The organism is Bradyrhizobium sp. CCGB12, from assembly GCF_024199845.1.
In the GTDB taxonomy this organism is placed as follows: Bacteria; Pseudomonadota; Alphaproteobacteria; order Rhizobiales; family Xanthobacteraceae; genus Bradyrhizobium.
In genome coordinates this window covers 2,161,367-2,178,278 of the sequence record NZ_JANADO010000001.1, presented here as the reverse complement: position 1 = coordinate 2,178,278, position 16,912 = coordinate 2,161,367, and the positions used below count along the sequence as shown (strand labels likewise).

General features: G+C 64.4%; 17 protein-coding genes. 4 read left to right on the top strand and 13 right to left on the bottom strand.

Features of this window, described 5'->3' with window-relative positions; genetic code table 11:
• Positions 1 to 207: 207 nt before the first annotated feature.
• Positions 208 to 438: a hypothetical protein gene (locus NLM27_RS10495; protein ID WP_254143241.1), complete on the bottom strand. Its 231-nt coding sequence runs from the start codon at positions 436 to 438 to the stop codon at positions 208 to 210.
• A 967-nt stretch (positions 439 to 1,405) separates the two neighbouring features.
• The gene (gene gatB / locus NLM27_RS10490) at positions 1,406 to 2,890 is read right to left on the bottom strand and encodes an Asp-tRNA(Asn)/Glu-tRNA(Gln) amidotransferase subunit GatB (protein ID WP_254143240.1); all 1,485 of its coding nucleotides are present in this window, start codon (positions 2,888 to 2,890) and stop codon (positions 1,406 to 1,408) included.
• A 187-nt stretch (positions 2,891 to 3,077) separates the two neighbouring features.
• On the opposite strand from gatB, the gene NLM27_RS10485 reads away from it, so the two are divergent.
• Positions 3,078 to 4,520 carry an FkbM family methyltransferase gene (locus tag NLM27_RS10485; RefSeq protein WP_254143239.1) on the top strand — a complete coding sequence of 481 codons (1,443 nt, stop codon included), beginning with the start codon at positions 3,078 to 3,080 and terminating at the stop codon, positions 4,518 to 4,520.
• Positions 4,521 to 4,545: 25 nt separating this feature from the next.
• Here the strand turns inward: NLM27_RS10485 and NLM27_RS10480 are convergent, their stop codons facing one another.
• From NLM27_RS10480 to NLM27_RS10455, 6 genes are all read right to left on the bottom strand, one after another.
• Positions 4,546 to 4,836: a hypothetical protein gene (locus tag NLM27_RS10480; RefSeq protein ID WP_254143238.1), complete on the bottom strand. Its 291-nt coding sequence runs from the start codon at positions 4,834 to 4,836 to the stop codon at positions 4,546 to 4,548.
• On the bottom strand, positions 4,827 to 6,302 hold the full coding sequence (gene gatA, locus NLM27_RS10475; protein ID WP_254143237.1) for an Asp-tRNA(Asn)/Glu-tRNA(Gln) amidotransferase subunit GatA: 1,476 nt from the start codon (positions 6,300 to 6,302) through the stop codon (positions 4,827 to 4,829). Before gatA ends, NLM27_RS10480 begins: the two co-directional genes overlap by 10 nt.
• Complete coding sequence (locus NLM27_RS10470; protein ID WP_027547180.1) at positions 6,299 to 6,511, bottom strand: hypothetical protein; 213 nt, start codon at positions 6,509 to 6,511, stop codon at positions 6,299 to 6,301. The genes gatA and NLM27_RS10470 overlap by 4 nt, the downstream gene beginning before the upstream one ends.
• 18 nt (positions 6,512 to 6,529) lie before the next feature.
• A complete protein-coding gene (gatC, locus tag NLM27_RS10465; RefSeq protein ID WP_007611211.1) occupies positions 6,530 to 6,817 on the bottom strand; it encodes an Asp-tRNA(Asn)/Glu-tRNA(Gln) amidotransferase subunit GatC in 288 nt (95 codons plus the stop codon).
• An 80-nt stretch (positions 6,818 to 6,897) separates the two neighbouring features.
• Entirely contained in the window at positions 6,898 to 7,974 is a 1,077-nt protein-coding gene (locus NLM27_RS10460) for a nitronate monooxygenase family protein (RefSeq protein ID WP_254143236.1), read from the bottom strand.
• A 15-nt stretch (positions 7,975 to 7,989) separates the two neighbouring features.
• Entirely contained in the window at positions 7,990 to 8,964 is a 975-nt protein-coding gene (locus tag NLM27_RS10455) for a nitronate monooxygenase family protein (RefSeq protein WP_254143235.1), read from the bottom strand.
• A gap of 96 nt (positions 8,965 to 9,060) precedes the next feature.
• Here NLM27_RS10455 and NLM27_RS10450 point away from each other — a divergent pair, with 96 nt between their 5' ends.
• Complete coding sequence (locus tag NLM27_RS10450) at positions 9,061 to 9,951, top strand: LysR family transcriptional regulator (RefSeq protein ID WP_254143234.1); 891 nt, start codon at positions 9,061 to 9,063, stop codon at positions 9,949 to 9,951.
• Between the two features lie 194 nt (positions 9,952 to 10,145).
• On the opposite strand, the gene NLM27_RS10445 is transcribed toward NLM27_RS10450, so the two are convergent.
• From NLM27_RS10445 to NLM27_RS10435, 3 genes are all read right to left on the bottom strand, one after another.
• On the bottom strand, positions 10,146 to 10,979 hold the full coding sequence (locus NLM27_RS10445; RefSeq protein WP_254143233.1) for a DNA/RNA non-specific endonuclease: 834 nt from the start codon (positions 10,977 to 10,979) through the stop codon (positions 10,146 to 10,148).
• Entirely contained in the window at positions 10,933 to 12,357 is a 1,425-nt protein-coding gene (locus NLM27_RS10440; protein ID WP_254143232.1) for a serine protease, read from the bottom strand. The genes NLM27_RS10445 and NLM27_RS10440 overlap by 47 nt, the downstream gene beginning before the upstream one ends.
• A 320-nt stretch (positions 12,358 to 12,677) precedes the next feature.
• The gene (locus tag NLM27_RS10435; RefSeq protein WP_254143231.1) at positions 12,678 to 12,890 is read right to left on the bottom strand and encodes a hypothetical protein; all 213 of its coding nucleotides are present in this window, start codon (positions 12,888 to 12,890) and stop codon (positions 12,678 to 12,680) included.
• 46 nt (positions 12,891 to 12,936) lie between these two features.
• On the opposite strand from NLM27_RS10435, the gene ruvX reads away from it, so the two are divergent.
• Both ruvX and NLM27_RS10425 read left to right on the top strand, forming a co-directional pair.
• The gene (gene ruvX, locus NLM27_RS10430; RefSeq protein ID WP_254143230.1) at positions 12,937 to 13,428 is read left to right on the top strand and encodes a Holliday junction resolvase RuvX; all 492 of its coding nucleotides are present in this window, start codon (positions 12,937 to 12,939) and stop codon (positions 13,426 to 13,428) included.
• 3 nt (positions 13,429 to 13,431) lie between these two features.
• The gene (locus NLM27_RS10425) at positions 13,432 to 14,355 is read left to right on the top strand and encodes an AEC family transporter (RefSeq protein WP_254143229.1); all 924 of its coding nucleotides are present in this window, start codon (positions 13,432 to 13,434) and stop codon (positions 14,353 to 14,355) included.
• Here the strand turns inward: NLM27_RS10425 and NLM27_RS10420 are convergent, their stop codons facing one another.
• Positions 14,356 to 15,120, bottom strand: coding sequence for a CPBP family intramembrane glutamic endopeptidase (locus tag NLM27_RS10420; protein WP_254143228.1), 765 nt, complete (start codon positions 15,118 to 15,120; stop codon positions 14,356 to 14,358).
• Between the two features lie 146 nt (positions 15,121 to 15,266).
• Complete coding sequence (locus tag NLM27_RS10415) at positions 15,267 to 16,910, bottom strand: acyl-CoA dehydrogenase family protein (RefSeq protein ID WP_254143227.1); 1,644 nt, start codon at positions 16,908 to 16,910, stop codon at positions 15,267 to 15,269.
• Positions 16,911 to 16,912: the final 2 nt, after the last annotated feature.

Here is a 16,912-nt window from a genome sequence, read left to right as displayed (position 1 = left end):
GAATGGCAGTTTAAGTATCGCGATGAAGCAGACGTAAACGCGGGCGCGCCGCGGCGACGCACGGAATCCAAGAAGTCCATGATTTGCAGGCACTTCGGCCGTTCGTCAGATTCGGTTTACCCTGGGATTTCAGGACATCGATAACCATCGCGCGCTATGGCACATGTCCTGCAGCGTCCCGCGCGCTTGTCGTCACCGGCGACCGGGCTACGCCAAGGCTTCGCCGGGGCTTGCGATCTTGGAGCGCCGAAACTTCAGCGAAGGCGGCCGGTGGGTGACCCAGTATTCCAGAGGCAGCCGTGATCCGCCGAGAAGCTGCGGCGGGCTGGGATCGCCGGGGCGATGCCGGGCGATGACACCGTACACCTGGAACGACGCGCTGACTGCAGCGAGCAGCCGATGCGCGCAGCCTTCGCCTGCCCAAGGCAGCGCGGCCATGGCACGGGTCAGATCAGTAATGTGGGGGAAAGGAATGCCGGCAATACCCCGGCCTCAGGAGAACGAGGGCGTCGGCGAACACGTCAGGGTCAGATTCCACGTTGGCCCGAAGGCCGCTTGTGAAAGTGCGGAGCCCCTTACGGAGAGCCGCACCGAACGAAGAAAACTCGTTTCTTCTGCCGGACCGTGAAAGAGAACGGTCCGACCGTTGACCTGATGTCTCGCCGACACCCTCTATCGTCGACCAGAACCTCTAGAAGGCGCTGATGACGTGCCGGCTAGCTGGAGCCGGCAACTTCAGAAGCGAAGTTACTTCTTCTTCTTCGCGACCTTGCGGGTCTTCTTCGCAGTCTTCTTCACTGCGCTCTTCGCCTTCTTCGCCTTCTTCGCTTTCTTGGCCATGTTGCCCTCCGATGTGTGAGATGGCTTTAATCGCTGCGTGCAGTCGGGGATCGAATGCACTTCATCCCGAATACACCAACACGAAGAAAAAAACAGCGTCTCGCTTAAAGAAGTGTTGACGACGCAACGCGCCTGCGCTTGGCGAGCGCGACGCAAGCGCACTGCATGACGTGCGCTCTCGATCGCGTCGGGTGAGCGCATCCTCGATGTTTGCGAGCGATGCGATTGCAGGAAAACACTATGCAGCAAGTATTTTTCTACACGCATGCAGCGTGCATGATCGATGCGAGCACTGGGATCGCCGATCCCGTGATCGCCTCGCGAAGGCGTTCCGCGGACTCTGAGTCGCGACTTTTGGCAACGAAAATATTTTCATGCTTAACGGCGCGAGCGCTCGTCAGGGCGTACGCAAGCCGCCGTTTTGCGCGAATCGCGTGATGCCGATTCGGCCGCCGCGTCGCCGTCGAGCAGGATCAAGTTTGCCGTCGAGGATGCGCGCGAGCGTCGCACCGAGCCTAAAGCGAGGTGACGACGCGTGTCCGTCACCTCGTTCGAACGCGTGAGATCAGACGCCGAGCTTGGACTTGAGCAGGTCGTTGACGCTCTGCGGGTTGGCCTTGCCGCCGGACGCCTTCATCACCTGGCCGACGAACCAGCCGAGCGACTGTGGCTTGTCCTTCACCTGCGCCGCCTTGTCGGGATTGGCCGCGATGATGTCGTCGACAACCTTTTCGATCGCCGAAAGATCCGTGACCTGCTTCATGCCGCGGCTTTCCACGAGCGCGCGGGGATCGCCGCCCTCCTGCCAGACGATCTCGAACAGATCCTTGGCGATCTTGCCCGAGATGGTGCCCTCGCCGATCAGGTCGATGATCCCCGAGAGCTGTTCGGCGTTGACGGGAGAGCCCGTAATGTCCCGGCCTTCCTTGTTGAGACGGCCGAACAGCTCGTTGATCACCCAGTTCGCTGCCATCTTGCCATCGCGGGCGCGGTTGCCGAGCTTGTCCAGCACCGTCTCGTAGAACACAGCGCTCTCACGCTCGGCGACGAGCACGCTCGCGTCATAAGCTGACAGGCCGAAATCGGCGACGAAGCGCGTCTTCTTCTGGTCCGGCAGTTCGGGGAGCTCAGCCTTCAGCTCGTCAACGAAGCTTTGCGAGAACTCCAGCGGCAGCAGATCCGGATCGGGGAAGTAGCGATAGTCGTGCGCCTCCTCCTTGGACCGCATCGAGCGCGTCTCGCCCTTGTTGGGATCGTAGAGCCGCGTTTCCTGGTCGATCGCCCCGCCATCCTCGAGGATCTCGATCTGGCGACGTGCCTCGTACTCGATCGCCTGGCCGATGAAGTTGATCGAGTTCATGTTCTTGATCTCGCAGCGGGTGCCGAGCGGCGCGCCCGGCTTGCGCACGGAGACGTTGACGTCGGCGCGCAAGGATCCCTTCTCCATGTCGCCGTCGCAGGTGCCGAGATAACGCAGGATCGAGCGCAGCTTGGTCACATAGGCCTTGGCCTGCTCGGCATCGCGGATGTCCGGTTTTGAGACGATCTCCATCAGCGCCACGCCGGAACGGTTGAGGTCGACATTGGTCATCGTCGGCGACCGGTCATGCAGCAGCTTGCCGGCATCCTGCTCAAGGTGCAGGCGCTCGATGCCGATGCTGACGCTGCGGCCGCCGTCGAGCTCGACCAGCACCTCGCCCTCGCCTACCACGGGCGACTTGTACTGGCTGATCTGGTAGCCCTGCGGCAGGTCCGGATAGAAATAGTTCTTGCGGTCGAACACCGAGCGCAGATTGATCTTCGCGTTGAGACCGAGCCCGGTCCGGACAGCCTGCCTGACGCATTCCTCGTTGAGGACGGGCAGCATGCCCGGCATCGCGGCGTCGACCAGCGACACATGGCTGTTCGGCTCGCCGCCGAACGCGGTCGATGCGCCCGAGAACAGTTTTGAGTTCGAGGTTACCTGGGCATGGATCTCCATGCCGATGACCATCTCCCAATCGCCGGTGGCGCCCTTGAGAAGCTTGTGGGGTGTCGCGTCAGCGGTCATGGCGAAAGTGTCGTTCCGTGCTGGAGGAATGATCAAAGGGTGGCCATTGCCACGGGCAAGGCTTGGCAAGCGACAGATAAGCCGATGCAGGTGGCGATGCAACCTGCGCAACCTCGGCACGATTTGACGTGAACCCACACGTGATCCGTGCCATGAAGACTCCGCAGTCGGCTGACGGGGAAAAACAATGGGGCAATTGTCGCTTCGCATGGCGGACGGGACACATATTGTCGTGCCGCCGTCGCTCGACGCAATCACGACCTATGTCATTCTCGAGCAGGAGAAGTGGTTCGAAAAGGAGCCAGCGTTTCTTTCGCGCTGGCTGAAACCGGGGATGACTGCGCTCGACATCGGAGCCAATCTCGGCGTTTACAGCCTCCCGATGGCGCGGCTGGTCGGCCCGGAGGGCCAGGTCTTCGCCTATGAACCTGCGAGCGAGCCGCGCCGCCTGCTCGCGCTCAGCAAGGCGAAGAACGGAGCGGCCAATCTGCATCTCGTCGATGCGGCACTCTCCGACAGCGCCCGCGAGGGCCGATTGGTGCTCGGCACATCGAGCGAACTCAATTCGCTTGACGGCGACGGTCCCACCGAGGCCATTCGGATCACATCGTTGGACAATGAACTGACATCGAGAAATTGGAGCTCGATCGACTTCGTCAAGATCGATGCCGAAGGCGAGGAAGAGCGCATCCTGGTTGGCGCAACCGCCTTCTTCTCCAAACATTCGCCCCTTGTCATGTTCGAGGTGAAGGCCGGCCCCAAGCAGAACGACAATCTGCCGGCCGCCTTCGCGAAACTGGGGTTCGGCATTTACCGCCTGCTTGACGGCGCTCCGCTCCTGGTTCCCGTGCAGACCGGCGAGCCGCTCGATGCTTTCGAGCTGAACCTCTTCTCTGCCAAACCCGACCGTGCCGCCGCCCTGGCCCATGACGGCTTGCTGATCGAAACCATGCCGCATTGGGAGCTCGACGACGCCGCGCGCACCAAGGCACTGGCCTTGTTCGAGGCACAACCCTTTGCCTCGATCTTCGCGGCCCTGTCGGGCGGTTCGGTCGCGGATGATGCGGTCTATCGGGATTCGCTCGCGTGCTACGCCCTGTGGCGCTCGCGGGATCTCACCTGGCCCGTCCGCTACGCCGCACTGAAGCACGCCTACGGCACACTCGAACCGTTGTGCCGGAAACAGGCCTCGCTGCCGCGGCTTTCGACGCTCGCCCGCATCGCATCGGACCTAGGATACCGCAGTGTAGCCGTCGGCGCGCTGCAACTCGTGGCCGATGTCCTCAAGGGGGGAAAGGGCCGGATCGCGGAGCCATTCTGGCCGGCGTGTCCACGGTTCGACCATGTTGCACCTGGTACCGATCCTGTCGGATGGTTCGTGGCCGCCGCGCTGGAACAGCTCGAGCTGAGCGCGTCCCACTCCTCGTGGTTTGCGGCCTCGCGCATTGATCTCGACTGGCTGGCAAGGCACCCGCTCGCTTGCATCGAGATCGAACGCCGGCGCATCCTTCAGCGCGCCCGCGCCAACCGCCAGATCGACGTGCCCTCGCGTCTGCTCTCGGCCGCAGCCGACCATGCCAACGCCGAGACTTGGCGCTCTGGCGCCGTGCCGAACACCATCGTGCGGTGAGCCTGTCCGATCGCGGGCGCGCCGTTCAGATCAGAGCTTTTGCGATCCGCTCCCACTCCGCTTCCAATGAATCCTTCGCCGCGGGCTGGCCGGCCTGGCGGTACCAGTAGCCGGCATTGCCGAGATCACCTTCGACCCGGTGCAGATAGGCGTGCACCCAGGCCGCCTCACGGCTGCTGTCGTCCTGAACGATCTTGTGCGCGCGGTCCCAGTCGCCCTTTGCCGCCCACCAGAGGCCGGCGAGCGGCGCGTTCAAATCCGGCGCAGGTGCCGCGCCGTCGAGGCTCGCGATGAAATCAGCGACATTCACCACCACCTCGCGGGCGTGAAGCGGCCTGCGGCCTGCTCAATCACTTCGCCGAGCGAGAACAGCGTCTCCTCGTCGAAGGGCCGTCCGATCAGCTGCAGGCCGAGCGGCAGGCCCTGCGCGTCCTTGCCGGCGGGCACGGCGATGCCCGGCAGGCCCGCCATGTTCACGGTCACCGTGAAGATGTCGTTGAGATACATTTCGACGGGATCGGCACCGCCCTTCTCGCCGATGCCGAAGGCCGCCGACGGCGTCGCCGGCGTCAGGATCGCGTCGACGCCTTTCGCGAAGCAGTCCTCAAAATCCTTCTTGATCAGCGTGCGCACTTTCTGGGCGCGCAAATAGTATGCGTCGTAATAGCCTGCCGACAGCACATAGGTGCCGATCATGACGCGGCGCTTCACCTCGGCACCGAAGCCTTCGGCGCGGGTGTTCTCGTACTGCTCGATGATGTTCTTGGCCGACTCGCGCAAGCCGTAGCGGACACCATCATAGCGCGCGAGATTGGACGAGGCCTCCGCGGGTGCCACGATGTAATAGGCCGGCAGCGCGTATTTCGTGTGCGGCAGCGACACCTCGACGAGCTCGGCGCCGGCCGCCTTCAGCCAGGCCGCGCCCTCGCTCCACAGCTTCTCGATCTCGGCCGGCATACCGTCGAGGCGGTACTCCTTGGGAATGCCGATCCTGATGCTCTTCACGGACTTGCCGATCGCGGCCTCGTAATCAGGCACGGGCATGTCGACGGAGGTCGTGTCCTTTGGATCGTGCCCGGCCATCGAGCGCAGCAGCATCGCGGCATCGCGCACGCTGCGTGCGATCGGACCTGCCTGGTCGAGCGAGGAGGCAAAGGCGACGATGCCCCAGCGCGAGCAGCGGCCATAGGTCGGCTTGATGCCGACGGTCGCGGTGAACGCTGCCGGCTGGCGGATCGAGCCGCCGGTGTCGGTCGCAGTCGCGCCCATGCAGAGCAGCGCTGCCACGGCCGAGGCCGAGCCACCGGACGAGCCGCCGGGCACCAGTGTGGTGTTGCTTCCCTCGCGCCGCCAGGGATTGCCGACGGGGCCGAAGCACGAGGTCTCGTTCGCCGAGCCCATCGCGAACTCGTCATTGTTGAGCTTGCCGAGCATCACGGCGCCGTCGCGCCAGAGCTGCGAGGTCACGGTCGATTCATAAGTCGGCACGAAATTGCCGAGGATCTTGGAGCACGCCGTGGTGCGCACGCCCTTGGTTGCGAACAGATCCTTGATGCCGAGCGGAATGCCGGCAAGCGGACCGGCGTCCCCCTTGGCGATCCCAGCGTCCGCCTCGCGCGCCATCGCGCGCGCCTGGTCGGGCGTCTCCATCACGAAGGCGTTGAGCACGCGCGCAGCCTCGATCGCATTCAGATGCGCGTCGGTCAGTTCGAGTGACGTGAAAGACTTGGCCGCGAGGCCCTTGCGGGCCTCGGCGAGCGTCAGCGATGTCAAATCGGTCATTTATTGATCGGGCTGCAGAAGAATGGAGACAGGGTCTTGTCGTTGGCCGGGTCGTCTTTTTTGGCGGCGGCTTTCGCAGCGGCCTCGATCTCATCGAGCACGGCATTGACGGCGACATTGGGGTCGGCAGCCTTGCCCTGCCGCTCCATCTTGTCGAGATAGTTCATATAGGCCTGATAGGCCTTCTCATCGTCGCAAAGCAGACACATCGGACCACGTCCTCAGAATTATTCAACGACCTTGGGCACGAGGAAGAAGTGACCTTCGGTCGCGGGCGCGTTGGCAACGATATCGTCGGCGATCTCGCCGTCATTGACCACGTCTTGCCGCTTCTTCATCTGCATCGGGGTGACCGAGGTCATCGGCTCCACGCCCTCGACGTTGACCTCCGAAAGCTGCTCGACAAAGGCGAGCATGGCATTGAGCTCGCCCTGAAGATGCGGAACTTCGCCCTCGGAAACCGCAATGCGCGCCAGATGCGCGATGCGGCGGACGGTAGCGGCGTCGACGGACATTATATAAGGCCTCTCACGGCAAAACCTATGTGCCGTATAGCAGAGGCCGGTTTTGCGCCGCAACCGGCGTGGCTGGTTGGCTAGCCAGCCATCTGGTGCAAGCGCGCAAGGGCCGATTTCGCCAGATCCCGGGTCAATTCGGCCGCCGGCACCTCCCGGCCAAGGGCAATCGCCTGGCCCGCCCAGAGATTGGTGAAATCCACCCTGCCCTGCTTTTCGGCAGATGCCTTCAGTGGCCCCAGTGCGGTCGCGGCATGGGGGAACGGCGGCGCATCCGGCGAGACCGGGCCGGCCTCGCGCATCAGGCGGTTCTGGACGCCGCGCGCCGGACGGCCGGTCATGACGTTGGTGATGACGGTGGAATCGTCCCGGGCTTCAGCGAGCGCCTTGCGGCCGCCCGCGCTGACCTTGGATTCCGGACATCGCAGATAAGCGCTGCCGATCTGCACGCCTGATGCGCCGAGCGCGAAGGCGGCGGCGATGCCGCGCCCGTCGGCAATACCGCCGGCCGCGATGACAGGCACTTTCACGGCATCGGCGACCTGCGGCACCAGCGCGAAAGTGCCTGGCTGCTCGGAGATCTTGTCGGTCAGGAACATGCCGCGATGCCCGCCCGCTTCGGCGCCTTGCGCAATGACCGCATCGACGCCGTGCTGCTCCAGCCAGACCGCTTCCTTCACCGTGGTAGCGGACGAGATGACGAGGCAACCCGCCGCCTTGACGCGCTTGAGCAGCGTCTGTTCCGGCAGACCGAAATGGAAGCTGACGATCTCAGGCTTCAGCTCCTCGACGACCTCGCAGAAGGCGGCGTCGAACGGTGCGCGGTTCGCCGCGGCGATCGGTGCTGCCGGATCGAGACCATGTTCGGTGTAATAACCTGTGAGCCGCTGCTTCCAGCGCGCCTCTGCCTCGGCCGTCAGCTCGACCGGCGTGTGGCAGAAGAAGTTCATGTTCACCGGTGCCTTCACGCGCTGGCGGATGATGTTGACCTGCTCGCGCGCCTTCTCCGGCGACAGCATCGCGCTCGGCAACGAGCCGAGCCCGCCGCCCTCTGCCACGGCGATCACCAACTCCGCATCCATCACGCCGGCCATCGGCGCCAGCACAATCGGGAATTCGGTCTTGAAGAGGTCGATCAGTCGACGGTCAGGCCACATGGGTTCTCTCGCAGTTCAGGCGGACACGATGGAATTGCGACGACCGGCCAAAAGTTGCTCGGCCTCGGTCGCGATGCGTTCGACGATCTCCGCGGCGGGCGGAATATCATGGATCAGCCCGACCGCCTCGCCGGCAAAGACGGCGGCGACCTCGAAATTGCCCGCGGCCTTCGCCGCAACATACTCGACGGCGACCTCGCTCGCGCGCTGCATGAGCTCGACCTCGCGGCCGGTCCAGCGCCTGATATGGTCGTTGACCAGCGAGCGCGCGGTGAAGGGTGCCGGCCAGAACAGGCTGCGCGACCAGTCGAAGATGACGCCGCGCACCGTATCATTGCCGTCAGCCGTGCGAATACGCTGCTTCGCTTCGTCCGCGCCGTTGGCCTCCACGCTCGCGTAGAAGCGCGTGCCGATCAGCACGCCGGATGCGCCCAGCATCATCATTGCGGCGAGGCCCCGGCCATCGGCGATGCCGCCAGCGGCGACGACCGGCACGCGTCCGGCCGCAAGATCGACGATAGCCGGCACGATATCGACCGTGGTGCGCGACGCGCCGTGGCCGCCGGCTTCGGTGCCCTGCGCGACCAGGATCTCCGCGCCGGCATCGAGCGCCTGCTTGGCCATGTCCTCGCTCTGCACCTGGCAGATCAATCGCGCACCGTTCGCCTTGATCCGCGGCGCGAACGGCGCCGGATCACCGAACGACAGCATGATGGCCTGCGGGCGAGCGTCGAGTGCAATGTCGAGCAGCTCGGGCTGTTTTGCCAGGCTCCAGGTGATGAAGCCTATGCCGAACGGCGCAAAGCCCTTCAGCTCTGCGGCCTCTGTCTGAAGTCGGCCACGGTCGCCGTATCCACCGCCCAGGATGCCGAATCCGCCGGCCTCGCTGACAGCGCGGGTCAGCCGGCTTCCCGCGATCGTATCCATGGGAGCCGACAGGATCGGATGCCTGATCCCGAGCATCTCCGTGAGCGGTGTAGCAATCGGCATGGGTCCTCCCACTCTGGACAGGAAGATTAGGCGCGAATAGCATTCTTCAAAATTGAATTCTATAGAACGCTGCCATCTCAAAAAGAGAAACGGGCCATGGAACTCAGCGATCTCCAGACCTTCGCCGCCGTCGCCCGCGCCGGCGGCATCACGCGCGCCGCCGAAGAGCTCAACACGGTGCAGTCGAACGTCACCCAGCGCGTGAAGGCACTGGAGGCGGAGATCGGCACGGCGCTGTTCGAGCGCCACGCGCGCGGCATGACGCTGACCGGGGCGGGCAAGCGCCTCCTCCCCTACGCGCAAAAGATGGCGGCGCTGTCGCGCGAAGCCTTGCTCGCCGCACGTGACGATGGCGAGCCGAAAGGACCGCTCGCGATCGGATCGATGGAGACAACGGCGGCCGTACGCCTGCCGCCGCTGCTGGCGGATTTCCATCGCCGCTTTCCCGCAGTGCGACTTTCCTTGCGCACCGCGCCGACCGCCGACCTCGTCGCCGCCGTGCTCGACGGCACGCTCGACGGCGCCTTCGTCGCGGGTCCCATCACGCATGCCGATCTCGTCGCGACGAGCGCCTTCCGCGAGGAGCTGGTGCTGGTCAGCGCGCGGCGCTGGGCCTCGCTGGCCGAGCTGCGCGCCGGCACGCCGGAGTCCGGCCCGACCGCGCTGGTCTTTCGAACCGGCTGCACCTACCGCCAGCGGCTCGAACAGGTATTCGTCGAATTCGGCTGGCCTTCGGCGGCGCGCTTCGAACTCGGCACGCTCGACGGCATGATCGGCTGCGTCGCCGCAGATATGGGCGTGACGCTGCTGCCGCGCGCGGTGGTCGAATGCAGCGCGATGAACGGCAACGTGTCGATCCACACGTTGAGTGCCTCGCACGCGCGCGTCGAGACACTCTTCATCCAGCGCCGGGCCGGCCATCAAACCAGCGCACTCTGCGGTTTTACCGCATGTCTGAAGCAGGACGAGGACGTGATCGCGGCCTGACGCGACGTTTCCTCCTGCTCGGCCAGCCGCGCTGGACCGGCGGCGTGCAGGCGATGATCAACCCGATCGCGATCCGCTGACGCCGACGAGACCGGCCCAAGGAATCCGGGTGAGGTCGTGCAGTGTCTCTGTGGAGCGCACCGCTGCCCCCACCCGACCTCTGCGTCGGCTTCGCAGCTCCACGAACCGAACTGCTATTTGAGTCGAATGTCCTCGTAGGACTCGATCCGACGCGGCCCGACCGAGGTCGCCTCGTGCGAATCCGCGTCGGCGAGATTGCCGAAGTCGAGCTTGGTCAATTTCGTCAGGTGCGCGATCGAGACCTGGAAGACGCTGACGTCCTCTTCGGACATGCGCTCGAGCAGATCCGCCTCCTGAATCCGGTCGATCTCCATGACGAGCTTCCGCTGGCTCATCAGGAATGCTGCCGCCTTGAGACCGTCGTCGTCGCGTCGAACCAGGATCTTCCAGAAGTATTTCGGTATTTGAACGCCGCCGAAGCTCGGATCCTTGTGCGACCTGCCGGCCGGATTGGGCAATTCGGAGCCGTCGGCATCCGGCCCGTCGAAGACCGGACCGTTCATCACGATGCCCTTCTCCTCGCCTTCGAGCAGGACGTCGCGCGTATAATCCTCCAGTCCTGCCCAGAGCTGCTTGCCCTGGTTGAACGAGAAGAACTGAGGCGAGCAATTGGTGAAATGGAAGGAATCGTCGCCGTGCTGCTTGGCCGCGGCGACGGTGTCGCCCCAGGTCGCATCGAGGCGGCGGACAAGATGACCGCGGTCGAACGGATTCTTGCTGCGGTCGGCCTCGAACGTGGCCTGCTTGCCGTAGAACTCGTTGCCGATCTGGGCGTCGTCGTCGATGCGCGGATCGCGCAACCAGGAATCGCCTTCGCGCTTGCCGACGTCCTGCTGCTGCCCGCCGTCGATATTCACGCAGCTGAAGAAGGCGAGCCCGCGCTCCTTATTCATGACGACGCTATAGTTGAAATATTTCAGCTCGGACTGCTTGGAGCTTCCCTTCAACGTCGCAACCCGGGATTTGAGGGCGGCAGGTATTTTCGGCAAGGGAACTGAGAATTTGCCGCTGCCGAGGAAATTTGCCTTGTAGCCTGGCCGCGATTTCAGCGTGCTTTGATCGATATGCACGGCCTCCATTGGCAGGCCGTTCTTCGCACTGATGTGGGGCAACAGGCCCACCGGTGGAACGATCAAGGGCTTGCCGCCATTCTGCACACCGCCGTTCGGCGCTCCGCCATTGCCTCCGAGGCCAGGAACGAGCGGCACCATCGGAATGTCCTGCCTGAACATTGGCAATGGCACGCGGACCGGGACAACCAGCGAGGTTCCGTCGACGGATTGCTCGACCCAGAGGTTGGCCCCGAAGGGAGCCGCCGCGGCTGGCTGCGGCATTCTGTCGACCTCGTGCCGGGTCGGCGGCTCTTCCTCGTCGAGCACCGGCTTGATCATGGGATGCGAGCCGACGGAAATCTTGAGGTCGGCGACGATCGCACTGATCCGGATGCCTTCGTTGGCGATCCAGTCGATCGAGGTTTCGTCCATCGAGGCATCCCACACCTTGCCGTCCTTGGTCAGCGTGCGGCCCCGCGCGTCTTTCCTCGGCACACCGCTGTGGTGCAGCGCGACCCACCTGCCAGAAGCGGTTGAACGCCGGCGAGCCTGACGACCCGGCCGTGGTATCGGTGTTGTACCAGAGGAAGTCGCCGACATATTTGAGCAGCTTGTTCTCGCGGACGCAGACCTGCTTCATCTGCCCGCTGGGATGCTGGACGATGGTGAGGTACTCGCCCGGGTCGGCCTTGCCGGGCGCGCCGCTCAGCGGCAACCATCCCCAATCCTCGAGGTGTTCGTCGCCTGACAGCGAGGTCGGTGCCACCGCGACGATCGAGAAATCCAGCCTATCATTGGTGTAGAAGAACTTGCGCGGCTCGAATCCAAATCTGACCGGCACGCACTCTTGTCCCGAAATGTCCAGCTCGTAATTGAAATCGGCGATCGAATTGGCTGCGTCGGCCGGCTTGCCGAAAACGTGATGGTTCGTCAGCAGCAGGCCGGGCCCGATCAGAAAGCCCGAGCCATAGCCGAGCAGATTTGACCTGAGGTCCCGGAGCTGGATGCGACAGATCGGCCGCGCGGCGGCCGTACCCTTGGCGAGATAGTTGATGCTGTCGAGATCGTTGCCCTGAATGATCCGCTCGAGGCCGATCTCGGCGGCCTGCACGTCGCGTGTTTCGGCAAGGAGCTGGCGTTGCCGCAGGCGCTTCTTCTCGACCGACATCTCGATCGGGCCGTCGCCCAGTTTTCGGTTCAAGGCTTCCGGTGAAAACTCGGCTTGCTTGAATCGCCGTTCTGAGCCCGCGATCAGGCTTGGCTTGATGAACATGATGACCTCTCGAAAATTCGGATGAATATCGACGCGTGGACGCTGAAAATCGCGCCAAGGCTGCAGTGCGGTCGAACCACCGTCACTACCAATGATTGTTCAAAAATCGGGGTCGATGCCCCCACTACTTTAGCACGATAAACCTATCGCGCTACAACCTAGGCGTCAATCGATGCCGATCGCCCCGCGCGCGACATCATGTCATGGGACGCGCTTTGCTTGTGTGAGCTACGCAACAAATGATCGATGTTCTCGCAGGCGCGGCGATCACGATTTTGAAAGCGCCTCTGAGAGACAAGTCCGAAGACGAGCGTCCGTCGCTACGCTTTGCGGTGCCACCGCCGCAGCGCCACCAGAGCCCAGATCGCCTCGACGAGGCCGAATGGCCAGGCGCCCTGCAGGAAGCCATAGGCCGAGCCGAGCGCGCACGAAACGGCGAAGAGCAGCACGAACCAATGGCTGCGGTCTTCCAGCGCATAGCAGACCAGCATCGCCGTCACGGCAAACAGGCCGAATAGTGTCAGTGCATCCATGTCCAGGGTTCACTCCGCAGCTCGACGCATGATATGCGCTTAGGCCATGCCGGCTCTTATCCTGTCTCTCGTCGATGCTGCAACCCACTGGCCCGCGCGCGGCGCCCTGATCGGGCTCGACCTCGGTACAAAAACCATCGGCGTTGCCGTCTCCGATCCCGACCGGCGGTTGGCCACCGGCGTCGAGACGATCCAGCGCAAGGCCTTCAAGCAGGATGCCGCTCGCCTTCTCGCGATCGCGGCCGAGCGCAAGGCAGCCGGTTTCGTGCTGGGCTTGCCCATCAACATGGACGGCAGCGAGGGCCCGCGCGCGCAATCCACCCGCGCGTTCGCCCGCAATCTTGCCGGGCTGACTGCGCTCCCCATTGGCCTCTGGGACGAGCGCCTCTCGACCGCGGCGGTCGAGCGCGAGCTGATCGGCATGGACGTCAGCCGCGCCAAGCGCGCCGAGGTGATCGACGAGCACGCCGCGATCTTCATCCTGCAAGGCGCGCTCGACCGGCTCGCCAATCTTCGCGCCAGCCCGGGGATCGACTGATCCATGCCCGTCGTGATCGCAGCGCTGCTGCCGGTCTTCATCCTCATCGTGCTCGGCATCGTGCTGAAGCGCAGCCTGATGCGGCTCGACACGCAGTGGCACGGGCTGGAGCGGCTGACCTATTTCGTGCTGTTTCCGATGTTGCTGATCCAGACTCTGGTGAAGGCCGACCTCTCCGAGGTGCCGGTCGCCGGTGTCGGCGGCGCCCTGCTGCTGTCGGCGCTCGCGATGTCGCTGTTGTGCCTCGCGCTGCGCCCCGCCTTGGCGCGGCTCGGCATCGACGGCCCCGCCTTCACCTCGATCTTCCAGGGCGCAACGCGCTGGCAGACCTTCGTCGGGCTGTCGGTCGCCGCCAACATGTTCGGCAATGTCGGACTGGCGCTCGCCTCCGTGGCGATGGTCGCGATCATTCCCCTGGTCAATGTGTTGAGCGTCGTGGTGCTCGCCCATTACGCCGCGCCCGAAAAGCAGTCCGTACGTACGATCGTGATGACGGTGATCCGCAATCCGCTGATCTGGGCCTGCGTGATAGGGCTCGCCGTCAACCTGCTGCACCTGCCGCTGCCGAAGATCTGGCATGACGTGGCCGACGCGCTGAGCCGCTCCTCGCTGGCGATCGGGCTGCTCGTCACCGGTGCCGGCCTGCATCTCAATGGCCTTTTGCGCCCGAGCCTGGGCGCGGCCATCGGCGTCGTCTTCAAGCTCGTGCTGATGCCCGCGCTCGCAATGGGACTCGGCGTCTGGTTCGGGTTGTCCGGCAACAGCCTGGCGATCGTGGCGATCTGCTCGGCGGTGCCGACGTCGTCCAGCGCCTATGTCATGGCCCGCCAGATGGGCGGCGATGCGCCGCTGCTGGCGCAGATCATCACGCTGCAGACGATCTTCGCCGCCGTGACGATGCCGGTCGCGATCGCGCTGGCGGCCTGATCAGATTCCCAGCCACATCGTCAGCACCACCGCCGTCAAATTGTTCAGCGCGTGCAGCACGATCGTGAGCCAGAGCGAATTGGCGCGGTAGCGCATGTAACCGAACCACAATCCGATGCAGAAGACCTCGGCGAGGAAGTACAGATCGTACTGCAAATGCACGATCGTCCACACCAGCGACGACAGCAGGATCGCGCCGGGCACACGCAGGAAGCTTTCCGACCAGCCGCGATAGAGGAAGCCCCGCGCCAGGACTTCCTCCGACATCGGCGCCGCCACGCTGAAGGCGAACAGCAACAGCAGGGCTGCACCCTTGTCGCGGCCCGATTTCAAGAGATCGGTCATGAAGCCCGGCGTCGCCTCGCGGCCGAGTGCGCGCGACATCGTCTCCCAGGCCACCACGATCAGGATGAGGCCGATGACGCCGAACAGCAGCTGCTTCCAGGACGGCCAATGCAGTGCGAGATAATCGACGAAGGACGCCTTCTTGATGCGAATGGCGAGCCAGACCGCGGCCAACGTCGCCGGCAGACCCATGGCGACCGACAGCGCGAGCGCCTGGGGCTCCTGGCCGACGAGTTGCAGCGAGGCGAGGTTCATCGGCAGACCACGCTGCGCCACCAGCAGAACGATCGCGCCGATCTGCCCGACGAACATCGCGGCGAAGATGAGGAGGCCCCACAGCGCCGTGCCCCAGAACATCCAGACGCGCGGCGTCGCAGGCGTCACGGTCAGCGGCGGATGGTCGGGATTGAGGGAATCCATCAGAAGGCTTTCATTGGGTAGCGGAAACTATCGAGAGGTCGTCATGCCCGGGCTTGTCCCGGGCATCCACGCTCCTCGTGCCGCACAACAAGACGTGGATGGCCGGGTCAAGCCCGGCCATGACAGTCTGAATACAGCCTGCCCACTCACGGCAGTGCCCTCTCCAGCAGCGCGCGCACGTCGCCACTGTCCAGCTCCACCGCGCCGTACATGCCGGCGTGATTGGCAGCGAGACGCGTGCTCGCGAACAGTTCGGCATTGTGCGGAGACACTCCGTTCAGCGCCGCAGCCGCCGCAAGCAGCGCCAGCTTCTCGACCGCAAGCCGCGCGACGCGCTCGCCGTCGGCCCGGCGAAAGGTCTTGCCGATGAAGCTGGCCGCCTCGCCTGCTCCCGGCAGTCCCTTGGTCTCGGCCGCCAGCGATTGCAGCACCGCCATTGCCGCTTCCGGCTCGCGCGAGAGCGCGCGGAGCACGTCGAGGCACATGACGTTGCCCGAGCCCTCCCAGATCGCGTTGACCGGCGACTCGCGATAGTGGCGCGCCAGAATGCCGTCCTCGACATAGCCGTTGCCGCCGAGGCACTCCATCGCCTCGAAGAGGAACGGCGGCGCACTCTTGCAGGTCCAGTATTTGATCGCGGGCGTCAGCAGCCGCATATAGGCGGCCTCTGCCGTATCCTGCGGCGTGCGATCGAAGGCGCGGCAGAGCCGCATCACCAGGGCTGTGCTCGCCTCGACATGCAGCGCCATGTCCGACAGCACCGCCTGCATCAAGGGCTGGACGGCGAGATGCTTCTGGAACACGCTGCGGTGACGGGCGTGATGCAGCGCATGTGCGAGCCCCGAGCGCATCAGGCCGACGGAGGCGATCGCACAATCCTGCCGCGTCAGCTGCACCATCTGGATGATGGTGCGAATACCCTTGCCCTCCTCGCCCACCGCTTCGGCATAGGCGCCGACGAACTCCACTTCGGACGACGCATTGGAACGGTTGCCGAGCTTGTCTTTCAGCCGCTGGAACTGGATCGCGTTCACCGAGCCATCCGGTGCAAAGCGCGGCATGAAGAAGCAGGTCAGGCCGTTCTCCGCCTGCGCCAGCACCAGGAACGCATCGCACATCGGCGCCGACATGAACCATTTGTGGCCGGTGATGCGATAGGCGCTTCCGTCGCGCACCGCACGGGTCATGTTGGCGCGGACGTCGGTGCCGCCCTGCTTCTCGGTCATCCCCATGCCAAGCGTCATGCCGCGCTTTTCCCACCAGGGCGCGAAGCCGGGATCATAACTCTTCGCCGACAGCACCGGCATCACCTTGCCGAGCAGTTCCGGCTGCATCGCTAGCGCGGCCACCGAGGCGCGCGTCATCGTGATCGGACAGAGATGACCGGTCTCGACCTGCGAAGCCATGTAGAATCTTGCCGCGCGAATGACCTCGGCGGCATCGCCTGCAGGTCTTCCATCCGCGGTCCACGTCGAATTGTGCACGCCGGCATGCGCACTGTGCGCCATCAGCTCATGATAGGCGGGATGAAACTCGACCTGGTCGCGGCGATTGCCCTTGGCATCGAAGCCGCGCAGTTTGGGCGTGTTCTCGTTCGCGGCGCGCCCGCGATCGGCCATTGCCGCCGAGCCCCAGTGCTTGCCGAACTCCGACAGCTCACGCTCCGCCGCAGCGCCGCCATTGGCCCTGACCGCCTCGATCAGCGGCCGATCCACGGCGAAGAGGTCGATATCCTCGAACGGCGGCGACTGGTTGAAGACCTCATGGGTCGCAAAGCTCGGCTGGGTCATGA